The sequence below is a fragment of the Microbulbifer regidiadema (SeqCode) genome, assembly GCF_052466995.1.
This window is the reverse complement of the sequence record NZ_CP174297.1, coordinates 2367075-2388417: the sequence shown is the minus strand read 5'-3', so window position 1 is coordinate 2388417 and position 21343 is coordinate 2367075. Positions and strand designations below refer to the sequence as shown.

Sequence of the window (21343 nt, the reverse complement as noted above, 5' to 3'; positions counted from 1 at the left end):
TCTTCCGCTGGGCTCTATCGCAGTGCCCGAGTAGAATGCCGCTCGCGAATACCCGGCGCCCATAAGGCGCAACCACTGGAGTAACCATGGACTTTATCGGAGCCAATATTCTGTCCGTCAGCCAATTTGAACGCGCCGACATAGAGCGTGTTTTCGATGTGGCCGACGCCATGACCCCCTATGCGCAGCGCGAAAAGGTAACGCGTGTACTGGAGGGGGCGATTCTCGGCAATATGTTTATGGAGCCGAGCACCCGCACTCGCCTGAGTTTTGGGGCCGCCTTTAACCTGCTGGGCGGCACCGTACGTGAAACGGTAGGTATTACTGCCAGTGCTATGGCCAAGGGGGAATCCCTCTACGACACCGCGCGAGTACTGTCTGGCTATAGCGATGTGATTTGTATGCGCCACCCGAAAGAGGGGTCGGTGGCTGAATTTGCCGAGGCGAGCCGCGTACCGGTAGTTAACGGCGGTGACGGCGCCAATGAGCACCCCACCCAGGCACTGCTGGACCTCTATACCATTCGCAAGGAGCTGGCTGCCCACGGCCGCAGCCTGGATGATTTCCGCATCGCCATGATCGGCGACCTCAAACACGGCCGCACCGTACACTCCCTGTGCAAGCTGCTGTGCTTGTTCGGCAAGGTGCAGATTACCCTGGTCTCCCCGCCAGAGCTGGCGATGCCGGAAGCGATAGTGGAGATGTTGCGCGGAGCGGGTCACGCGGTGACCGTCACCGACCAGCTGGAGTCCTCGATCTCCCATGTGGATATCGTTTACTCCACCCGTATTCAGGAGGAGCGTTTTGCCTCTCAGGAAGAGGCCAACCGCTACCGCGGGCGCTTCCGCCTGAACAAGGCCATTTTTACCCGCCATGCAGAGCCGAATACGGTGATTATGCACCCCTTGCCACGGGATTCCCGCGCGGAGGCCAATGAACTGGATATCGACCTGAATGAACACCCGAGCCTGGCGATTTTCCGCCAGACCGACAATGGTTTATTGGTGCGTATGGCCCTGTTTGCCATGTTGCTCGGTGTTGAAAACCAGGTGGATCAATATTCCCGCGATGTGAACTGGTACAGCCGGCGCAACCGGGTATAAATCCGCTCAACTGGGCGTAAACCCCAGCGGAAATAAACAAACCCCCGACTAATTCTGTTAACCTGATGGAATTAGCCGGGGGTTTTTGTTCCGGTATTTAGGCGGAGCGCCAAAGCAAATCCTTACTGCTCGCGGTGGTGCTCAATACCCAATTATTGGCGTCGCGCCAGATATCGCATCAAGGATAGATGCATGTCGCAGCAGAATTCGCCCGTCCTGTTCTTTCGCAGCCTGGTTGTGCTGGTGCTGCTGTTTAGCTTTTTGGCGTGTAAAGGTGCCGCCCAGGAAGGCGCGTCCCCCCATGTAGCCATACTCAAAATTAATGGCGCTATAGGCCCCGCGACTACGGATTATTTCCAGCGGGCCACGGGGGAGGCGGTGGCGCGGGGAGCGCAGTTGGTGATTCTACACCTGGATACCCCCGGGGGATTGGATGCGGCCTCCCGGGATATTATTCAGCATATTCTCGCCTCCCCCATACCTATTGCCACTTACGTTTACCCTTCCGGTGCCCGCGCTGCCAGTGCGGGAACTTATATTCTCTACGCCAGCCAGATTGCGGCGATGGCGCCTGCTACCACTTTGGGGGCGGCTACGCCGGTGCAGATTGGCGGGCCTCAGGGCACCCCTATGCCGGCAGGCGAGGGGGAGGATAAGCAGGAAAAAGAAGATAGGAGCGACGAGGAGGAGAGGGAAAAGCCTCTTGCCGGCACGGCGATGGAGCGCAAGGTTGTCAATGACTCTGTCGCCTTTATTCGCGGCTTGGCACAGCGCTACGGACGCAATGTGGACTGGGCGGAAAAAGCCGTGCGCGAGGCGGCGACCCTGACCGCCCCGGAAGCATTAAAGATGAATGTGATCGATATTGTTGCCGATAACGATGCCGATCTCTTGCGCCAGCTTGCCGGGCGAAAAGTGTTGCTCGATGCTGGCGATTTTACCATTCCGGAAAATATCGCTGAATTGCCAACTAAAAATTACGAGCCGGATTGGCGTAATGAATTATTGGCCCTGATTACCAATCCCCAGGTGGCCTATATTCTGTTGTTGGTGGGGATTTACGGGCTTATTTTTGAGGGCTATAGCCCCGGTGCTTTTGTGCCTGGGACTGTTGGTGTTATCTGTCTTTTATTGGCGTTTTATGCCCTGCAAGTATTGCCGGTCAATTACGCCGGTCTTGCATTAATCGTAGTTGGCGCACTGCTGATTGTGGCCGAAGCTTTTATGCCGAGTTTCGGTGCCCTGGGAATTGGGGGAATTATTGCACTGGTAATTGGCTCGGTGATGCTTATTGATAGTGATGTGCCGGGAATGCAGGTCTCCAGGCAGCTGATTGGTGCTATTGCCGGTGTGAGCGGTGTCTTTTTACTGCTGCTGTTGACCGCTGTTGGGCGCAGTTTGCGCCAACCAAAAGTTGCCGCCGACCAGACTCTGGTCGGACGCTTCGCGCTGGTGAGTGAGGTTAAGGGCACAGAGATCTTGGTGCATCTCAATGGGGAAATCTGGCAGGCGTCCTGCAAGCAGCCGTTAAAGGTGGGGCAGAGAGTTCGGGTGGTGGCCCAGCGCGGTATGGTATTGCAGGTCGAAGTAGAGTAGGTGCAGCAATAAAGTGGATTGATAGCAGGACTCAATAATTAAGGTGGGAATAGGGAGAGTTTTATGATGCTCAGTTATTTTTTAGGGCTGTTAGTCGTCGCGCTGGTACTGCTGCTGTTGTATGCCGTTCGTATTTTGCGTGAGTACGAGCGCGCCGTTGTATTTTTCCTGGGGCGCTTTCAGACAGTGAAGGGTCCCGGGCTGATTATTATCATTCCCATTATCCAAACTATGGAGCGAGTGGATTTGCGCACTGTGGTTATGGATGTGCCTACTCAGGATGTTATCAGTCGGGACAATGTCTCGGTTAAAGTCAATGCTGTGGTTTACTACCGGGTAATTAATCCCCAGTCCGCGATTATTAATGTGGAGTTTTATCACGAGGCGGTAAGTCAGCTGGCCCAGACTACTTTGCGCTCGGTATTGGGTAAGCATGAACTGGATGAGATGTTATGTGAGCGGGATAAGCTCAATGTGGATATCCAAAAAATTCTCGATGAGCAGACCGATGCCTGGGGCGTGAAAGTGACCAACGTTGAGATTAAACATATCGATCTGGATGAAAGTATGGTGCGGGCTATAGCGCAGCAGGCCGAAGCGGAGCGCGCGCGGCGGGCGAAAGTGATTCATGCAGAGGGGGAGGCGCAGGCAGCTTTAAAACTCACCGAGGCCGCTAACCAGCTATCGAAAAATGCCAACGCAATTACGTTGCGCTACATGCAAACTATGATTGATATTGCCGGTGCAAATAACAGTTCCACCATTGTATTTCCGTTGCCCCTGGATTTGATCGAGCCGATGCTGAAACGGGGCTCTGTATCCAATTAACGATATTTCAGGCAGCAATAACAAAGGCCGCACCCATTGATACGGCCTTTTTTAATTGGATTTAGAGCAGCTTTTTTATCAGGCTGCGGGTTGAGCTGTCCCAGTCATCTTGGGGTACTTTGCCCTCGGCAGCCCCATGGATTTTCGCACTCAGCTGCTTGCCAAGCTCGACGCCCCACTGATCGAAGGGGTTGATGCCCAAAAGACAGCCGCCGACGAAGACCTTGTGCTCGTACAGCGCCAATAGGGAGCCCAGGTGGAAGGGGTCCAACCTTTCCAGAATCAGGGTGTTACTGGAGCGGTTGCCGGGAATGACCTTGTGTGGGGCCAGAGCGTGGGCCTCGCGATGGGTGTGGCCGGCCTCTTCTAGCTCCTGGCGGGCCTCGTGCAAACTCTTGCCCTGTAGCAAAGCCTGGCTCTGGCTAATACAGCAGGCTTGCAGCCAGCGGTGTTGTTCGAGTAATTCGGAGGTCGGCTCCTTGACGGCGATAAAGTCTGCCGGAATCAGGTCTGTTCCCTGGTGTAACAATTGGAGGAAGGAGTGCTGGCCGTTGGTGCCCTCGCTGCCCCAGATAGCACTGCCGCTGGGGTAGCCCAGAGCCTGTCCGTCTTTGTCAACGCCCTTGCCCAGGCTCTCCATATCCAGCTGCTGTAACCAGGCCGGGAATCGGCTCAGGCGTTGAGCGTAGGGCAATATCGCCTGGCTGCTGGTGTTCCAACACTGGCGATACCAGAACTGGGTGAGGGCCATCAATACGGGAAGATTGGCGCTGAATGGTGCCTGAGAAAAATGTTGGTCCATGGCATTGGCGCCTTGCAGCAGCTGTGCAAAAGCATCGTAGCCACAGGCGAGTGCAATCGGTAAGCCGATCGCAGACCAAAGTGAATAGCGGCCGCCGATCCAATCCCACATTGGGAAAATATTCTCAGGGGCAATACCAAAATCCTGGGCAGCGGTAATATTGCTGCTTACGGCGACAAAGTGTTTGGCCAGCTGCGACTCCTCACAGCCGGCAGACAACACCCAGCGGCGTGCGGATAGCGCATTTTCGCGGGTCTCTAAGGTGGAAAAGGACTTGGAGGCAATAACGAACAGGGTTTCTTCCGCATCGATGCCGGCGAGTGTATCACTGAGGTCTGCACCATCGATATTTGCGACAAAGTGCACATTAATAGAGTTTTTATGCCACGGTTTCAGTGCCTCCACCGCCATGCGCGGACCCAGGTCAGAGCCGCCGATCCCAATATTGACGATGTGGCGGATCGGTTTATCGGAGAAGCCGCGCCAGCTGTGGCTGTGCACTGATTCGGTGAACTGTTTCATTTGCTTGCGGCAATCTTTTACCGCGCGCTCCTGCTCAGTCTGTGGCTGCCCCTGGAACCGCAACGCGGTATGCAGGGCGGGGCGGTGCTCGGTGTTGTTAACACGGGCCCCGCTCAGCAGAGCGCTTATCTGGCGGTTCAGGTCTTGCTCTTCAGCATACTCCAGCAGCAGCTCCAGAGTATCTTCACGCAGGTGATTTTTGCTGTAATCCAAGTGGATACCAGCTGCGCCTGTGCTGAATTTTTCTGCTCGCCGGGGATCTGTGGCAAACAGTTCACGCAGGGACCACTTGTGTTGGTCGAAATGGGACTTTAACCGTGATATGGCCGCTACACGGCTTAAAGCCAGGGTTTCACTAGTCATGGTTTTCGTATTGTTCTCTTCTGAGTATTTTTTAACGCTTGGCTAAGGCGTATACAAATCGAGCTTTCTTTACTTCTAAAAAAGGATCAATGCTAGCGGGGTTCTATTTATTGGACTAGCTCTGCGAGCATAACATTCTATTACCGATTACAGGAGAGGTTTACAGGGGGAAGGGGCTATAGAAGAACAAGTAGGTGCCACTTGTTGAGGCAATATTTTGTGGTGACCCATACTAAATAAAGTTTTGAATAAACGGGTATTTGTCAGCAGTAGTTTGCTCAAAAATTTATTTAGTATGGATCACCACGGGGTTGCCCAAAAAAGATTTTACTTAACCACTTTCATGCAGCGCACTCTGTCGGAAGGCATCCAGCAGTCGGCGTCTGCGGGACAAGCCATGGATAGAGGAATCTGTTCCGCACCGGGAGGGCAGTAGGCTGGAGGCGCCGGAGGGCTACAGCAACCTGCGAGCACCAGTGCACCGATAATTCCAATTAAGTACTTGGCTGGAGTGAAATTCATCCCCTAACTCCTTTCCGTTGATGTTAGCCATTAGCATAGCCAATAAAACGTCACCTGTTGGTCGGCTTTGTAAAATCTGTTCTACAAAGATACCGTCTATTTGAGTGTAATCGGCGTTAGGTTTAAGCGCCCGCCAGTTGCCAAGTTGGGAAAAAAGGTACGCCAATTTGTTGGGGGGATTTTTTTCCTGGCGACTGTTTAAGTAGCGCGGTATCTGGCTTGATTTGTGGGGTAGGGGCTCTTTTTACTTTACCCGCAGGTTAAAAGTGGATGTGGGTTTTCAATTTTTGATGGTTTTATTGAGGCGGTCAATATTGATGATGGCTGCGGGAATTAAGTGATCTGTGTGCGAGATAAATCGGCTGCACGGTTAAAAATTTCCCCGGGAAAAGTTATTCGCGGTGAAACCTGGGTGCCGTTGAATAATTTCACAGTCCCGCTGTGGCCTCAATAGCCCAGTTTGTGGGACTGTCAAAGGTTCCCCGATTTTTAGTGGTGATAAGGCAGCGGTAGGGTTACCGCTGCCGGGGGGTTAGTGAGTCGCTTTGGGACCGTGTAAAAAATTGCCAAAGGCCACTGCGAGACTTTCTTTCCGTTCGGGGTCACGGAGAGCGCTCAGCAAAGCGATTCGCACCTGTGGAATGAACATTAAGTCAGAGAGCAGTAAGTTAAAAGTCTGCTGGTCAGCGCTATCGGCCAGTTTGCCAACCCACAGTGCGGCCAATTCCGGTTTTACCAAATCTTGATGACAGCGACTGCCAATTGCGGCCAACACTTCTTTATTCTGGCTGCTGTCACTTTCCGCCAAAAGTGACTGGATAAATGCTTGCCGCAACCCGGTGGCTGGAGAGTGAGAGAGGGCCCTGACCGCTGCGGCAACAACCGATATATCCGCTGTGTCTGTTGTCAGTTCTCGCTCGGCGCGCTCAATAATGGCTGAGGCAAGGCGGTAATCGAGCGGTTGGTTTTCCAGGCAGTGGCACAGACTAATAAATACCGGAGCGGCTATCTTGCCAACTTGGCGCAACAGCAGGGCGCTTTCTTTTTCCCAGCGGGCGGCCAAGTCGGCAATCCCCTGGAGGGCAAGATTATCCCAGCGGTGATTTTCCGGGTCGCCAAAGTAGCGCAACACCGACTCGTAATGTTCGCTGGCTTGGCGGCCCAGTAGAACAGCGGTTTGAGAGTGGAATGCCGCCTGCCGCTCCGTTGAGGGGGTAAATAGTAAGCCGCTTTGTTGCAGCAGCTGGTCCAGCTGTGCGGCAGATTCAGACGCGGGGCCCTGCTTGAGTTCCTGTGCCAGGGCGCGCAACAACCCATCGCGGGCTTGCAGTTGCAGTTTGCCCTGCTCGTCCAGGGGGAAGCGCAGGAACCACACGATGGGCTCACCGCCCTCGTTGGGTTGGAGTAGCAGGCCAGTCCAGGCCTGGCGCAAGTAGGGGTGTGGCCAGGAAGCCTGGCCCGCTTCGAATGCCGCCGCAGTGGATTTTGAAACCGACTGCAAGCGCCGGCCCAGATCGAACCAGCGCAATTTAAAGTCAGCCTGCTCGATCAGGGCGCTTAGGGTACCGCTTTCACTCATAGGGGTTTTGTCTATTTCCTTAAGATGCCGTAGCCGCTACAGAAATGGGCTTCTGTTTAAAGTGCAACCAGCCATAGGCGATCGCCAACAGAGGGCAGATAATATTGAATAGGGCAAAAGGCAAATACTCCCAGGTAGCAATACCCAGCGTTGCCGCCATAAAGGCACCACAAGTATTCCAGGGAATCAGCACAGAGGTGATGGTACCGGAATCTTCGAGGGTGCGAGACAAGTTAAGCCCGTGTAGGCCCTTTTCCTTGAAGGCTTCGCGGAACATACGGCCCGGAATAATAATCGCCATGTACTGATCGCCTGCGGCCAGGTTCATTCCAAAGCAGGTGAATACGGTGGCAGTTACCAGGCCGCCCACTGTTTTAACCAGTGACAAAACCCCCTGGACGATGACCTGTAGGAATCCGGCCCGCTCCATAGCGCCGCCGAAGGCCATGGCGGAGGTGATCAGCCATACGGTGTTAAGCATGCTGCTCATGCCGCCTTTGGACAGCAATGCAGCCACGTTCTCGTTGGTGGAAGTGGACTTATAGCCGTCAAACAGGCTGTGCCAGGCTCCCTTCAGGGGGGCCAGTGCACCTTCACCGCCACCGAGGCGACGGGCGGCTTCCGGTTCGAAAATCAGTGCGATGGCACAGCCAACCAGGGAGCCAATGATCAATGTTGGGAAAGCGGGGACTTTGCGCCAAGCCATTGCCAGCAACAAGATCAAAGGCAGCAGGCTAACCAGGGAAATTTTGAACTCACTGCTAAGAGCGGTGAGCAGTGATTCGATATCAGTTGCGGAGGCAGAACTGGCTTCAGAGGTAAAACCCAGGAAAGCGAAAACTGCCAGGGCGATCGCGAAGGCAGGAATCGCCGTGGACATCATATGGCGAATATGCTGAAACAGATCGTTGGACGTTACCGCTGCGGCCACGTTGGTGGTGTCGGAGAGCGGAGACATCTTATCGCCGAAGTAGGCACCGGAAATTACCGCCCCGGCGGTGACTTCAAGGGACAACCCCAGAGCGCCGGCGATACCCATCAGGGCCACACCCAGAGTGCCCGCAGTGGTCCAGCTGGAGCCAATGCTCAGCCCCACTACCGCGCAGATAATACAGCTGGCGGCGTAGAACCACTGTGGCGACAGAATCTGCACGCCGTAATAGATCATGGAAGGCACTGTGCCGGCCAGAATCCAGCTACCGATAAGTGCACCTACAGACAGTAGGATCAGGACAGCGCCAAATACCAGGCCAATGCCATGGAGCATCCCACCTTCCATATCGTTCCAGCTGTGGCCGTTCTTCATGCCCATCAGGGCAACCACACAGGCACACAGCAGCAGTGCTATCTGGTTGGGGCCGTAAGACGAGTCGGCACCGTAGAAATAGACGGAGAGTGACAGTAGGGCGACGAGAATCCCGAGGGGGATCAGCGCGTCCGTTAAGCTGGGAGCGCGAAGCTCTGAGCTGGGGGTGGATTGGGACAAGGTGAACTCCTGCTTGACTGGGTGGCTAGCGCCGTATTCGTTATCGTTGTTTTGCCGTCGGCGGCGGTTAATCGCCTTATTCTCATGGCTTGGGGCAGCGAAGTCCACTTTGTATCATCGCACCGCCGGCCTATTTTAACCTTGACCCGGTCGTCGAAACTGAATTTATCACTGGGGTCAAGCATCTGGTCGGGTCCGGTGCTGGCAGTTGGGCGGCGCTTCCGGTATGTTCTGCGCCCAGTAATCTCGGCTGACCCAGCCGCAAAATAAATAAGTGCGGGCCGCCAAGGGCAGGTCCGACAGGTAGTATTTCATGAGAGCAAGTGAGTTAGACCCCTCTCAATTCGAGGATATGCGCCCCTATCGCGACGATGAAGTGCGCGAGGTTATCAAGCGATTAATTGCCGACCCGGAAATGTCCCACGCGGCAGCACACTTTCTGGTCCCCAAGTTGGCACAGCTGGAGGGCGTCGTCGCCTGGCTGGTGCGGCAATTTCTGCGCTTTGAGCTCCGCAATGTGCACAACGTGCGGGACTTCCAGGAGGTTGTCTCCAAATATATGGAGAAGGTGATTAAGCGCACCACCTCCCGCCTGACCATTTCCGGCCTGGATACCCTGCCCAGAGATCGCGCCTGCCTGTTTGTCAGCAATCACCGCGATATTGCCATGGACCCGGCACTGATGATCCAGGCCATGTTCTGCGAGGGGCACGAGACTTCCCGTATCGCAATCGGTGACAACCTGCTCAGCAAGCAGTTTGCCAGTGACCTGATGAAACTGAACAAGTGCTTCACGGTGGTTCGCAGCTCCGGCAGTCGCCGGGAGAAGCTCGAAGCAGCGACAAAGCTCTCCAATTACATCTATCACTCCATCGTCAATGACAACGAGCATGTGTGGATTGCGCAGCGCTCCGGGCGCGCCAAAGACGGCTTGGATCGCACTAATCCGGCGCTCTGCGCCATGTTCGCTATGACCAAGGACCGGGGTGCCGACTTTGCCGACTTTTGGCGCAAGTTGCATATAGTGCCGGTGTCTATCTCCTACGAATGGGACCCCTGCGATGCGCAGAAGGCCAAGGAGATTTACATTACCGAGCACAAGGATGAATACAAAAAGGGGAAAAACGAAGACCTGGCCTCGATCGGCAAGGGCATTATTGGCTACAAGGGGCGGGTACACACCGCCTATGGCACGCCGATCGAAGCTGATTTTCACGATGTGAACAGTTTGGCTGAGGAGATAGATCGCCAGGTAATCGGCAACTACTCCCTGCACCCCTCGAATATGATTGCCTATGAGATGGTCTACGGGGACACCCCGCAGTTGCCGGTCGGCTTCCCGGCCAAGACCTGGGACCCGGCGGCACACGCGGAGGAGCGGGAGAAGTTTGAAGCGCGCATGGCTCGCGTCGACGAGCGCTGGCGCGACAAGGCGATCCAGGCTTACGCCAATCCGGTGGTATCCCGTCTCGCCTATGAGTGAGTGTCGCTGAACCCTAGCGCTGGTGGGGAGGGGCCGCTTAGTGGATAATAGCGCCCCCTGCGCCAGCCATTTAGCGAATAGATTTCACTCCCCGTGCTCAACGAAAAACACAAAAGCGCCATACAGGGCGCCTACAGCCAATTCCTGTCCGGCCGAGGCCTGAAAGCCCGCTATGGACAGAAACTGATGGTGGCCGCCATCGCCCGCTCCCTGGGCTCTGTCGCCCAAAATAGTAGTGGGGAGCGCGATATCGGCAAGACCGATGGCGAGCATATCTGTGTGGTTGAGGCGGGCACCGGCACTGGAAAAACCGTTGCCTATCTTCTCGCCACTATTCCCCTGGCCCAAGCCCAAGATAAAACTCTGGTGATCTCCACCGCTACGGTGGCCTTGCAGGAACAAATTATCCACAAGGATCTGCCGGAGGTTGCCCGGCACAGCGGGCTCAACTTCGACTTTTCCCTGGCGAAGGGGCGCGGTCGCTACCTGTGCCTGTCCAAACTGGATCAACTGCTGTCCAGTTTTTCCGCCACGGGCACTGGCCTCACCCTCGGCCTCTACGAAGATGAGTTGCCTCAGGTGGCGGCGGAGAGTGTCGCCCTCTACCAGAAAATGACAGATGACCTGACATCGGGCACCTGGGACGGTGATCGGGATAACTGGCCGGATACGATTGAGGCGGAGGATTGGAGTCGGGTGACCACCGACCACCGCCAGTGTAGTGGCCGCCGCTGTCCCCATGTCACCAATTGCAGCTTTTTCCGCGCGCGCGAGCGCCTGGGCAAAACCCAGGTGATCGTGGCGAACCACGACCTGCTGCTGGCGGATTTGGCCCTGGGAGGCGGTGCGATCCTGCCCCCTCCGGAAGAGACGATCTATGTCCTCGACGAGGCCCACCACCTGCCGGATAAGGCCCTCAATCACTTCTCCCACCACAGTCGTGTCGGCGCCTCTACCGGCTGGTTGGACCAGGCCAATAAAGCCCTGGGGCAAATGCTGGGCGAGATTGGCGATGGCGCCGAGCTCGATCGCTGCGGTGAGCAATTACCGGCGGTGCTCACCTCTGCCAAGCAGGGTTTGGAACAGATGTGGCCGCTGATTGAGGGGCTGTGTGAGTTTGAGGATGAGCGGGGTAATACTATTCGTCACCGCTTTGAGGATGGGGTGGTTCCCGAGTCCATGTCGCAGCTGGCGGAAAAGTTGCGCGAAGACTTTGACGAGCTGGAAGGCCTGCTCGGCAAGATGTTGCAGACGGCCCAGCGCCTGATGGAGGACGGCCATTCGCCGGTGCCGCTGGCGGATCTGGAGCGCTGGTATCCCCAGTTGGGCAGTTGGTATGGGCGCGCCGAGGCCAACCTTTTGCTGTGGGCGAACTACGCCCGCGCCGATGCCGACGGCGCACTGCCCCAGGCCCGCTGGGTCACTCTGGTGGACTGGGGCGGCTCCACCGACTTCGAAGTGTGCAGTTCGCCGATACTGGCGGGCAAAACCCTGGAGTACAGCCTGTGGCAACGCTGCTATGGGGCGGTACTCACTTCCGCCACACTCACCGCTCTGGGAAAATTTGACCGCCTGAAAATGCGCGCGGGCACACCGGATAATGCCAGCTATCAGGTGGTACCCAGTCCTTTCGATTTCTCCCGCGCAACACTCCAGGTACCCCCGGAGGCGGTGGACGCGGGCAATGCCGAGCAGCATACGGACGCCATTATCGATGCGCTGCCCAATCTGCTCAAAGGCGAGGGCGGCGCCCTGGTACTGTTTTCCTCGCGGCGCCAGATGGAGACAGTTTACGAGGCCCTTCCCGGTACCTGGCGCAAACGGATACTGATGCAGGGACAGCAGTCCCGCCAGCACTTGCTGGACAGCCACCGGGAGATCATCGATGGTGGCGGCAGCAGTGTCCTGTTTGGCCTGGCAAGCTTTGCCGAGGGCCTGGACCTGCCGGGAGACTACTGCCGCCACGTCATTATTGCCAAGCTGCCCTTCGCGGTGCCCGATGATCCGATTGAGGCGGCGCTGGCGGAGTGGATTGAAGCCAAAGGCGGCAATCCGTTTATGCAAATTACAGTGCCAGATGCGGCCGTGAAGCTAGTGCAGGCCTGTGGGCGTCTACTGCGGGCTGAAGGGGATAGCGGCACCGTTACCCTGTTGGACCGCCGGGTGATCACGCGTCGCTATGGCCAGGCAATACTCAACTCGCTGCCCCCTTTTAATCGAAAAATTTAGAGATTCTTTGCTCGTATTTGTGCTGTTGCGCAGATCGAGCGAGGGGCTATTGCGTATTATCGGGGCTATAAACGTGAAGGTTTTATAACTTATGCAACCTATTTACTCTGAAATTGCTGATCAGCTCCTGTTTCTCGAGTCCGAACTGCGCAGCCTGCAGGTGTGGCAGGATAACGCACCGCCGGCAGAGGCCCTGGCCAGCACCGAGCCGTTTTGTGTGGATACCCTGACTTTGCCCCAGTGGCTTCAATTTATCTTTCTGCCCCGTATGCAGATCTTGATCGAGAGTGAAATGCCCCTGCCGGGTCAGTGTGGTATCGCGCCGGTTGCCGAGGAGTTCTTCAAGGGGCGGGAGGATGCGGCAGCACTGCTGGCGATTCTTGAAACTATCGACCAGCGTTTGCAGCGGGGATAGCCCGCTCCCGGGCCCAGGGAGCCCGCATTCTTTTTCACTCTGGGCGGCCTGTCACATTGTTGGTGTCGAATCTGACGACTCGGCGGACATCGCTGTGCAGTGGCTGCGCTCATGGGCTAATATCGACCTTTTGCCTGAGGTGGGGACCAGTTTCTCCGTCGAATAAGCGAACGCCGCGCGTTTGTCGCGGTCCGAATGGCATGGCGAATGGGGCTTGAGGTAATTGGTCGGTATGCAGAGATTTTCCCTTCTGTGGTTCATGTTGACACTGTCGGTGCTCGCCGGTTGCGAGTCACTGATGTATCCGGGACGCGACCGGGTCGCCCAACCGGCGGAAGTTGCACCCGTAGCAGAGCCGGCGCGGGCCGCTGTGCAGTGCCCGGAGCCGGTGGAAGTGATTTGTGCGGAACCGGAAGTGAAGGTTGTAGAGCGGGTTATCGAACGAAGGGTTGAAAAAATAGTCGAAGTGCCCGTTGCCAGAGATAAGCTGGTTTTGGGGACCGTAGAAAAAGTGGCGATCGAGCCGCCTGGCCTGGTTCTGGAATCTGTGGTCGATACCGGTTCGCCAACCTCTACACTGCAAGTCGGGAAGCTGACGCCTTTTGAACGGGATGGCAAAGATTGGATTCGCTTCCAGATAGCGCAGCCAGGTGCGGAGGCGCCGGTCTCGGTAGAGCTGCCGATCAGCCGCAATGTACGCATCGAGCGTCTCGGTTTTGAGTCCCAGCGCAGACCGGTGGTGGAGCTCAATCTGACCGTCGGGCAGGCAACCCATATGGTCGAGGTTAACCTGGCAGAGGCGGGGGATTTTGATTTGCCGATGCTGCTGGGGCGCAACTTCCTCAAAGACGCCGCTGTTGTCGATGTGAGCCGGCGCAATGTTCAGGGCCTGCCCAAGATAGATGGGGTCAAATAGGCCAGTTATCCAATTGGGTTCTGATCGGAACCTCAGATTTATGGGGAATGGCGAATGTCGCCGCGTGTCCAAGTTTATGTAATTGCGGCATTACTCGCACTGCTGGGAGCAGGCCTGACCGTTTATAAAAATCTCGAGTTGGGCTTTCCGCTACTGCCGGGGGAATACCGCACGGTGTGGACCATTGAGGCCAAAGTGGGCTTCAATGCCGATGGCGGCCCGGTAAAAGCCGCGCTAACTCTCCCGCGCGAGCAGCGCAATATGGAAATACTGGGGGAGACCTTCAGCTCCTCCGGATTTGGTTTCTATATCGCCCGTGAGGACGATACATACCGGGCAATTTGGTCGCGGCGCGCGGCTCAGGGCCCCCAATCTCTCTTTTATCAACTGGACGTTTACCAGAGACGCGGTGCTGCGTTGGCGCAGCCCTTGGACCTGAGCACCGAGATACAGAAGCCGTTTCTCGGTGCGCGGGAGCAGGAGGCGGTGCGCCTGGCGATTTACTCCCTGGTGGAGCAGGCCCGCGAGCGCTCGTCCGATGTCGAATCCCTGACGACCCAGCTGCTGTTCGAATTGAATGATGAGGAAAACCAGGATCGCAACTTGGTTTTCCGCTATTACGCCGATCGCTCTTTCGTCGATGTCGCTTTGCTTGTGTTGGCGATGGCGGATATTCCCGCGCACCGTATTCGCGGGCTCTATCTGGAGGACGATCGCCGCCGCCTGTCACCGGAAGACCTGCTCGAGGTGTACGACGGCAAGCACTGGATCGTTTTCGAGCCCAATAGTGGTCAGCCCGGCGTGCCGGAAAACTTCTTTATCTGGCAGCGCGGCGGCAAGAGCTTGCTGGACCTTGAGGGCGGACGCAATTCCCAGGTGACTTTTTCGGTGATTGCCAATGATGTCCCCGCCCGCGACGTCTCCATACGCAGCCCTAAAGACGAGAAAGATGCGCTGGTGGATTTCTCGATTTACAGTTTGCCGATCGAACAGCAAAGTATTTTTAAGCTGATTTTGCTGGTGCCGGTGGGAGCCTTGGTGGTGGTATTGTTGCGGGTTTTTGTGGGCCTGCGCACTTCCGGTACCTTTATGCCGGTACTGTTGGCGATCGCCTTTATCGAGACCCAGCTGATTACCGGCCTGGCTATTTTTACTCTGATTTTAACGCTGGGCCTCTGGGTGAGGTTTTATCTCAGCCGGCTCAATTTGCTCTTGGTGTCGAGGATTGCCGCCGTTGTGGTGACGGTGGTGCTACTGATGGGGGCAATCAGTGTGGTCAGCTATAAGCTGGGTATTGAGCAGGCGCTCACGGTAACCTTCTTCCCGATGATTATCCTCGCCTGGACGATCGAGCGCATGTCGATCGTGTGGGAGGAGGATGGCCCCTATGAGGTGATTGTCCAGTCCGGGGGCAGTTTACTGGTGGCGATACTGGCTTGGTGGGTGATGACCAACCACTATATCGAGCACTGGACGTTTAATTTCCCCGAGTTACTGTTGGTGTTACTGGCCTTTATTTTGGTGGTGGGCAACTACACCGGCTATCGGCTCAGTGAGCTGATGCGCTTCCGCCCCCTGGTTCGCTAGGGGACACCATGCTGCAATTTTCGCTTAAACATATTTTTAATAAAGTGCGCGGCGGCATTGTTTCGCCGCTAACCCTGCGCCGTATGGGGGTGCTGGGAATGAATGCGCGCAATATCGACTATATTGCGCGCTACAACGACCGCAAAAAATTCCCCATCGTCGATGACAAGCTCAACACCAAGCGCGCGGCCAAAAAAGCGGCTATTCCCGTGCCCGAATTGATCGAGGCCTTTGAGAGCCCGGCGAGCCGCAGGCGCGTTATGGAAGTGATTGAACCCCTGTGGCAGTTCGTGATCAAGCCGGCGCGGGGCTCCGGTGGCAAGGGTATCCTGGTGATTGCCGGCCGCAACGGGGATAAGTATAAAAAAATATCCGGGGCTGAAATTGATGCGCTGGATATTTTGCGCCACGTGAACAATATTCACAGCGGCCTCTACAGTCTCGGCGGCAAACCGGACCGGGTTATGGTTGAGGCGCTGGTAGACTTTGATCCGGTCTTCGATCGCTACTCCGTTGAAGGGGTGCCGGATGTGCGGGTTATCGTATTTCGCGGTTATCCGGTAATGGCGATGTTGCGCTGCTCCACTCACGCCTCAGACGGCAAGGCCAACTTGCACCAGGGCGCTGTGGGGGTGGGCATTGATCTGGCCACGGGCAAGAGCTGCCACGCGGTAATGCGCGGTCTCAGAGTCGATCGGCACCCGGATACCGAGGTGCCCTTTGATGCGTTAAAGGTTCCCGGGTGGTATGAACTGGTGCGCCTGGCGGCCAGTTGCTATGAGATGACCGGACTGGGTTATCTGGGCTGCGATATTGTTCTGGATCGCGAGCGCGGCCCCCTTTTGCTGGAGGCCAACGCGCGCCCGGGGCTGGCAATTCAGATTGCCAATGGCGTCGGGTTGCGCAAGCGGCTGGGGTTTATCGAGCGCTTCGACGAAGAGATGTTTCAGAAAGATGTCGATGAGCGCGTGGCCTTTTCCATGCGCAAATTTGCCGCAAGTTAATGGGCCCTAGGGTTTAGCCAAAATAGTTGGCGCGGGCACCTCTTTTTAAGTCAGCCCCAGTTCCAGTTTCCTCTCAGTACAGCAGTATCCAGTGTGGATGCATCGTTTTGGTGCATCCGATCGATATTGCGGTTCGCTATGGTTCGTACTTTTATCAAAATTCTTAGATATAAAGGGAAAGGCAATAGAAAATGCCACTGCAAAAGTTGGCATAGCGGTTGCATTAGTATATGTGTGGGGCAAAGGCCCTGCATTTCGGGGGGGTGCTTGGGGTTATGGCAAATCATTAACACTGAGTGACTTCCCGTTTTCTCTCATCATCGCTGATTACGGCCCCGCCTTGCGGGGTCTTTTTTTGCCCGCACTTTGCGCAACGCTCATAATGCTTTAGTTTAGGGTCTCCTGTGGTACTCCTGGGTTTGGGAGCTGTGGGGGCGAGGCTCTCTTTCATGACAAGGATGCATGAGCCAGGTAAATAATACGCAAAGTCCAAAGATGAGCCCTGTGTGTCTGAGTTACTAATTCCCGATCTATCCAGTGCAGTTTTCCAGCTGGCCACCAAAGACGAGCTCCCTTCTCTAGAGGCGCCGGGCCTGGCTCGCCACGCGGATTATTTGCAGGGATTGCTGTCGGGGGCAGATTGCGGTTTGTGGGAGTGGCACCCGGATAGCGGTGTTCAGCGAGCCCAGGGGGAAGTCTGGTTTTTGTTTGCGGAAACGGCTGAACAGGCTTTAAGCGCCCTGTGGACTGGCGATGAGCTGCGCTCGGTACACTCCGATGAGCGCGATCGAATTGTCACTGTGCGGCACCGCCTCGAAAAAAAAGGCGGGCATTTCGAAACCATTTTCCGAGCTTACGATAGTGTCGGCCAGTTGCGCTGGTTGCGACTGTGGGGGCGTGTATTCCCCGCAGATAACGGCGGCGTTGTCGCGCTAGGCGGCTGTACTGACTTCAGTGAAATTGTGGCCCAGCGCTACTTATCCCACCTGCCTGGTGAGCGCCCTCTGCAAACACTGTCCGGGGTCGGGGATGGTTTGTGGGAATGGGATTTGCGCGCGGATGAGATGGTATTGGACGATGCCTGCTGGGGCATTCTCGGTTACGAAGTGAGCCCGATCCGCAGTATTGGCATCTCGGCGGCGGAGCAGTGGAAGGCCCGTATTTTAGTGGAGGACTTTCCCCGGGTTGAGCAGGCCATGCGCGACCACGTGCGCGAGGGGATGCCCCTGGATGTGGAGTTTCGCATCTGGCGTTCGGACAGCAGTGTGGTCTGGGTTCGCTGTCGCGGTAAAGCCCAATTGGATAGTCGCGGTCAGCCCGTACGAGTGCTGGGGGTCTTGCAGGATGTGAGTCGCAGCCGCGAGAGGCTTGCGCAAATGGAGCGGGAGCTGGAGCTACAGCGAGAGGAGAATGCACATCGGGCCGACTTGCTGTTCAGTTTGAGTCACGAATTGCGTACACCGCTCAATGCAATCCTGGGGTACAGCCAAATTGTCGAGCTGGATCAGAGTCTCGATACGGGTCAGCGTCAGCGCCTGGCAGAGATTCGACGCGCCGGGCAGCACTTACTGCACCTGGTTGGCGATGTACTGGAGTTGGCCCGTATCGACAGCCGGCGTTTGGGCCCGTCGATGGAGCTAATTCGGCCAGCCGAACTGGTTGCCGAGTGTAAGCGCCTGCTGGAGCCCCTGGCGGAAACTCGCCGCATCAGTTTGGTTTTTGAGCCCCTCGGTTGGGAGTCCGCCTATATTTGTGCCGATCCGGTGCGCTATAAGCAGGTCGTGTTGAACCTGGCGGGCAATGCGGTGAAATACAACCGCGAAAATGGCCGCGTCATTATGAATTTTACCCCCCAGGCCGATGGTTGGTTGAGACTGAATATTTTGGATACCGGCAAGGGGATTGCGCCGGAGAAGCGCAAGGAGGTCTTTGAGCCTTTTAATCGCCTGGGGGAGGAGAAGGGCTATATCGAGGGCACCGGTGTTGGCCTCGCCATTGCCAAGCGCCTGGCGGAAGCGATGGGTGGGCGGATCGATTTTGACAGTCAGGAGGGGCAGGGCTCGGTATTTTGGGTGGAGTTCCCCATGATTGATACGGCGGAGTCCTACCTGTCTTTTGCGGGTGCCGCAGATACGCCGTCAAAGTTACCGGACTGCCATTTGTTGTTAGTGGATAGCCGCCCGGAAGAGGTGGCTCGGGTGGAGAAGCTGTTGCAGGGATCGCCGCAGGTGCAGCTTTCTGTGGCTGCGGATGTTGTCGAAGCCATATTTATGGTGCGCACCCAGATGCCGGATATGGTGCTGTTTCACACTGCGCTGCCGGGGATGTCGGTGGGAGACCTGGTGAAGATCCTCCAGCAGGATCGAGTGGCAGGGGAAATCCATTTAGTGGTTATTGGCGAGGAGGGGGCTGCGGGGGTGAAAACCGCCTTGCCGGATAGGTTTGACCTGCCTCAACTTGCGCGGGTTTTAGTGGAGTGCCTGACGGGGCGTTGAGTGGGGCTTGCCAAGAGCACCCCGGAGTGAATTGCCGGGGTGCCGCTCAGGTCTTAGCGAATGTGACCCATATGTTTGCCCACGATTTGCACCAGGGGCTTAAATACTTTGGGGGTGGCGCAGACCAGGTGGCCGGAGTCCAGGTAGTCTTCACCGCCGCGGAAGTCGCTGATCAGGCCGCCGGCTTCTTTAACCAGCAGTGAGCCCGCAGCGATATCCCAGGTGTTCAGGTACATTTCCCAGAAGCCGTCGAAGCGACCGGCAGCCACGTAGGCCAGATCCAGTGCCGCAGCGCCGGGGCGACGGATTCCCGCAGTTTGCCCGGCGATATCTTTCAGGGCGGCCAGGTAGGCATCGATGTTATCCAGCGGCAGGCCGTTGAAGGGAATGCCGGTACCGATCAGGGCGCCGCGCATACCCTGGCGGGGGGAAACGCGGATGCGGCGGCCGTTCAGAGCGGCTCCGCGGCCGCGGCTCGCAGTAAATTCTTCGCGTTTAATCGGGTCCAGCACAACTGCGTGCTCGATGCGGCCGCGATAGCGACAGGCGATAGACACGGCGAACTGGGGCACACCGTGGATAAAGTTGGTGGTGCCGTCGAGGGGGTCGATAATCCACTCGTAATCGGGCTCGGCGCCCTCTTGCAGGCCGCTCTCTTCAGCGCGGATGCTGTGCTTGGGGTAGGCCTTGCGCAGGTGATAGATAATCTCCTGTTCGCTGGCCTTATCCACTTCGGTAACGAAATCGTTGCGCGCCTTTTCTTCAAATTTCATCAGGTCGCCGCGCTCCCAGGCCCGTTCGATCAATTCTCCGGCCTTGCGCGCCGCGCGCAGGGCAATATTTAGCATGGGTTCCATAACTATTCCGCACTAAGTGGTTAAAGGGGTTAAAAAGCAGACCGCAGGTTAACTGCGACGGACGCGATTGTAGGGATTCCGATTGGTTTTTGCTACACTCGCGCGCCCCCATGACACCGAATTATAACTTTCAGTATGGCCAAGTCCCCTTTAGACACGACTCCCCTCGCCGCGCTCGACAATGTGCGCGTGGTTTTGGTTAACAGCGCACACCCCGGAAACATTGGTGGTGCGGCGCGCGCGCTCAAGAATATGGGCCTGAGTCAGCTGTATCTGGTCGCGCCCCGAGAGTTTCCCGCAGCCAACGCCGTTTGGCGTGCAGCGGGGGCGGCGGAGCTGCTCGACAGCGCCGTTGTGGTGGATACCCTGGAAGAGGCGGTAGCCGACTGCGGTCTTGTCGTGGCCACCAGCGCCCGCGAGCGCCGTATCCCCTGGCCCCTGCTGACCCCGCGCCAGTGCGGTGAGCGCGCAGTGGCCGAAGCGGTATCGCACCCGGTCGCGCTGGTATTTGGCCGCGAGGACCGAGGTCTTACCAATGAGGAGTTGCAGGCCTGCAACTACCACGTACATATCCCGGCCAACCCGGAGTACAGCTCCCTGAACCTGGCTACGGCGGTGCAGGTGCTCGCCTACGAAGTGCGTATGGCGGCGCTGGAAGCGGAAAAAGGCGAGCCGGTGAATTACACCGACTGGGACCGACCACCGGCCAAGGCCGGCGATATGGAGCTGTACTTTGACCACTTGCAGCAGGCACTGGGCGAGCTGGGCTTTATCGACCCGGACAACCCCCGCCAGACTATGACCCGCTTGCGTCGCCTGTACAGTCGCGTGCGCCCAGACGATATGGAGCTGGGTATCCTGCGCGGTATGTTGACCTCGATCCAGAACTATATTCACCGCTCTGGTGGTAAAGGGCGTCCCGACTAGCTGAGTACCCGACTACCCCGCTAGGTTATATACTTGACTACAGTAGTGGGTTATTCCATACTCGCGCCCCGATCGGAAAAGGGCTGTACATCAGTTGGGAGCTGATATGCGTTTGACAACCAAAGGTCGCTATGCGGTGACTGCCATGCTGGACTTGGCGTTACATGCTGATCGTGGACCGATCAGCCTGGCGGACATATCCAAACGCCAGGGTATATCGCTGTCCTATCTGGAACAGTTGTTCTCCCGGCTGCGACAATCTGGACTGGTTTCCAGTGTGCGCGGCCCCGGCGGCGGTTACCGCCTGGCGCGGGACGGTGAAGAAATTTATGTGGCGCAGATCATTGATGCGGTCAATGAATCTGTAGACGCCACCAGCTGCGGCGGCAATGCGGATTGCGCCAACGGCGAACAGTGTCTGACCCACTACCTCTGGTCAGATTTGAGCGATCAGATTCATAGCTTCCTCAGCAGTATCAGCCTGGCCAATCTGGTTTCCCGGGCTGAGGTGCAGGAAGTTGCGCGCCGACAAGATATGCGCGAGGCGCCGGAAGAGAGGGTCGCCGTACTCGGCGGCCTGTGATTGGGGCCCGGGAAAGCGGGCCAGCAGACAGATATTAGAGATTTAT

17 protein-coding genes are annotated in these 21343 nt (G+C 56.7%); 12 read left to right on the top strand and 5 right to left on the bottom strand.

Annotation, left to right across the window (positions count from 1 at the left end; genetic code table 11):
• Window positions 1–86 precede the first annotated feature (86 nt).
• The 3 genes from ACJJIK_RS10330 to ACJJIK_RS10320 all read left to right on the top strand — a co-directional run bounded on the left by ACJJIK_RS10330 (window position 87) and on the right by ACJJIK_RS10320 (window position 3527).
• The gene (locus ACJJIK_RS10330) at window positions 87–1103 is read left to right on the top strand and encodes an aspartate carbamoyltransferase (protein ID WP_444932142.1); all 1017 of its coding nucleotides are present in this window, start codon (window positions 87–89) and stop codon (window positions 1101–1103) included.
• A 192-nt stretch (window positions 1104–1295) separates the two neighbouring features.
• Window positions 1296–2699: an NfeD family protein gene (locus ACJJIK_RS10325; protein ID WP_444932141.1), complete on the top strand. Its 1404-nt coding sequence runs from the start codon at window positions 1296–1298 to the stop codon at window positions 2697–2699.
• 63 nt (window positions 2700–2762) lie between these two features.
• Window positions 2763–3527: a slipin family protein gene (locus ACJJIK_RS10320; RefSeq protein WP_444932140.1), complete on the top strand. Its 765-nt coding sequence runs from the start codon at window positions 2763–2765 to the stop codon at window positions 3525–3527.
• Between the two features lie 61 nt (window positions 3528–3588).
• Here the strand turns inward: ACJJIK_RS10320 and pgi are convergent, their stop codons facing one another.
• The 4 genes from pgi to nhaC all read right to left on the bottom strand — a co-directional run bounded on the left by pgi (window position 3589) and on the right by nhaC (window position 8801).
• A complete protein-coding gene (gene pgi / locus ACJJIK_RS10315; RefSeq protein ID WP_444944984.1) occupies window positions 3589–5214 on the bottom strand; it encodes a glucose-6-phosphate isomerase in 1626 nt (541 codons plus the stop codon).
• A 327-nt stretch (window positions 5215–5541) separates the two neighbouring features.
• Window positions 5542–5736, bottom strand: coding sequence for a hypothetical protein (locus tag ACJJIK_RS10310; RefSeq protein ID WP_444932138.1), 195 nt, complete (start codon window positions 5734–5736; stop codon window positions 5542–5544).
• 532 nt (window positions 5737–6268) lie between these two features.
• A complete protein-coding gene (locus ACJJIK_RS10305; protein WP_444944983.1) occupies window positions 6269–7315 on the bottom strand; it encodes a DUF3549 family protein in 1047 nt (348 codons plus the stop codon).
• Window positions 7316–7334: 19 nt separating this feature from the next.
• Window positions 7335–8801, bottom strand: coding sequence for a Na+/H+ antiporter NhaC (gene nhaC / locus ACJJIK_RS10300; RefSeq protein ID WP_444944982.1), 1467 nt, complete (start codon window positions 8799–8801; stop codon window positions 7335–7337).
• Window positions 8802–9114: 313 nt separating this feature from the next.
• On the opposite strand from nhaC, the gene ACJJIK_RS10295 reads away from it, so the two are divergent.
• The 7 genes from ACJJIK_RS10295 to ACJJIK_RS10265 all read left to right on the top strand — a co-directional run bounded on the left by ACJJIK_RS10295 (window position 9115) and on the right by ACJJIK_RS10265 (window position 18930).
• Window positions 9115–10284 carry a 1-acyl-sn-glycerol-3-phosphate acyltransferase gene (locus ACJJIK_RS10295; RefSeq protein WP_444932136.1) on the top strand — a complete coding sequence of 390 codons (1170 nt, stop codon included), beginning with the start codon at window positions 9115–9117 and terminating at the stop codon, window positions 10282–10284.
• 93 nt (window positions 10285–10377) lie between these two features.
• A complete protein-coding gene (gene dinG / locus ACJJIK_RS10290) occupies window positions 10378–12513 on the top strand; it encodes an ATP-dependent DNA helicase DinG (RefSeq protein ID WP_444932135.1) in 2136 nt (711 codons plus the stop codon).
• A gap of 91 nt (window positions 12514–12604) precedes the next feature.
• The gene (locus ACJJIK_RS10285) at window positions 12605–12928 is read left to right on the top strand and encodes a YqcC family protein (RefSeq protein WP_444944981.1); all 324 of its coding nucleotides are present in this window, start codon (window positions 12605–12607) and stop codon (window positions 12926–12928) included.
• Window positions 12929–13160: 232 nt separating this feature from the next.
• The gene (locus ACJJIK_RS10280; protein ID WP_444944980.1) at window positions 13161–13844 is read left to right on the top strand and encodes an ATP-dependent zinc protease family protein; all 684 of its coding nucleotides are present in this window, start codon (window positions 13161–13163) and stop codon (window positions 13842–13844) included.
• A 54-nt stretch (window positions 13845–13898) separates the two neighbouring features.
• Window positions 13899–15431: an inactive transglutaminase family protein gene (locus ACJJIK_RS10275; RefSeq protein WP_444944979.1), complete on the top strand. Its 1533-nt coding sequence runs from the start codon at window positions 13899–13901 to the stop codon at window positions 15429–15431.
• 8 nt (window positions 15432–15439) lie between these two features.
• Window positions 15440–16435, top strand: coding sequence for an alpha-L-glutamate ligase-like protein (locus ACJJIK_RS10270; RefSeq protein WP_444944978.1), 996 nt, complete (start codon window positions 15440–15442; stop codon window positions 16433–16435).
• 506 nt (window positions 16436–16941) lie between these two features.
• Window positions 16942–18930 carry an ATP-binding protein gene (locus tag ACJJIK_RS10265; protein WP_444932130.1) on the top strand — a complete coding sequence of 663 codons (1989 nt, stop codon included), beginning with the start codon at window positions 16942–16944 and terminating at the stop codon, window positions 18928–18930.
• Between the two features lie 53 nt (window positions 18931–18983).
• Here ACJJIK_RS10265 and ACJJIK_RS10260 read toward each other — a convergent pair whose 3' ends face one another.
• On the bottom strand, window positions 18984–19787 hold the full coding sequence (locus ACJJIK_RS10260) for an inositol monophosphatase family protein (protein ID WP_444932129.1): 804 nt from the start codon (window positions 19785–19787) through the stop codon (window positions 18984–18986).
• Between the two features lie 135 nt (window positions 19788–19922).
• Here ACJJIK_RS10260 and trmJ point away from each other — a divergent pair, with 135 nt between their 5' ends.
• Together trmJ and iscR are read left to right on the top strand one after the other, a co-directional pair.
• Window positions 19923–20714 (top strand): tRNA (cytosine(32)/uridine(32)-2'-O)-methyltransferase TrmJ, encoded by a 792-nt coding sequence (gene trmJ / locus ACJJIK_RS10255; protein WP_444932128.1) that lies wholly within the window; start codon window positions 19923–19925, stop codon window positions 20712–20714.
• Between the two features lie 106 nt (window positions 20715–20820).
• Window positions 20821–21297 (top strand): Fe-S cluster assembly transcriptional regulator IscR, encoded by a 477-nt coding sequence (gene iscR / locus ACJJIK_RS10250; protein WP_444944977.1) that lies wholly within the window; start codon window positions 20821–20823, stop codon window positions 21295–21297.
• The last annotated feature ends 46 nt before the right edge of the window (window positions 21298–21343 follow it).

Bases quoted from the DNA above. Each gene is read 5' to 3' on its own strand.
- ACJJIK_RS10295 (WP_444932136.1), top strand. From the start codon at position 9,115: ATGAGAGCAAGTGAGTTAGACCCCTCTCAATTCGAGGATATGCGCCCC.
- trmJ (WP_444932128.1), top strand. From the start codon at position 19,923: ATGGCCAAGTCCCCTTTAGACACGACTCCCCTCGCCGCGCTCGACAAT.
- ACJJIK_RS10260 (WP_444932129.1), bottom strand. From the start codon at position 19,787: ATGGAACCCATGCTAAATATTGCCCTGCGCGCGGCGCGCAAGGCCGGA.
- iscR (WP_444944977.1), top strand. From the start codon at position 20,821: ATGCGTTTGACAACCAAAGGTCGCTATGCGGTGACTGCCATGCTGGAC.
- ACJJIK_RS10280 (WP_444944980.1), top strand. From the start codon at position 13,161: ATGCAGAGATTTTCCCTTCTGTGGTTCATGTTGACACTGTCGGTGCTC.
- ACJJIK_RS10320 (WP_444932140.1), top strand. From the start codon at position 2,763: ATGATGCTCAGTTATTTTTTAGGGCTGTTAGTCGTCGCGCTGGTACTG.
- ACJJIK_RS10325 (WP_444932141.1), top strand. From the start codon at position 1,296: ATGTCGCAGCAGAATTCGCCCGTCCTGTTCTTTCGCAGCCTGGTTGTG.
- ACJJIK_RS10305 (WP_444944983.1), bottom strand. From the start codon at position 7,315: ATGAGTGAAAGCGGTACCCTAAGCGCCCTGATCGAGCAGGCTGACTTT.
- ACJJIK_RS10285 (WP_444944981.1), top strand. From the start codon at position 12,605: ATGCAACCTATTTACTCTGAAATTGCTGATCAGCTCCTGTTTCTCGAG.
- ACJJIK_RS10270 (WP_444944978.1), top strand. From the start codon at position 15,440: ATGCTGCAATTTTCGCTTAAACATATTTTTAATAAAGTGCGCGGCGGC.
- ACJJIK_RS10330 (WP_444932142.1), top strand. From the start codon at position 87: ATGGACTTTATCGGAGCCAATATTCTGTCCGTCAGCCAATTTGAACGC.
- ACJJIK_RS10275 (WP_444944979.1), top strand. From the start codon at position 13,899: ATGTCGCCGCGTGTCCAAGTTTATGTAATTGCGGCATTACTCGCACTG.
- pgi (WP_444944984.1), bottom strand. From the start codon at position 5,214: ATGACTAGTGAAACCCTGGCTTTAAGCCGTGTAGCGGCCATATCACGG.
- ACJJIK_RS10310 (WP_444932138.1), bottom strand. From the start codon at position 5,736: ATGAATTTCACTCCAGCCAAGTACTTAATTGGAATTATCGGTGCACTG.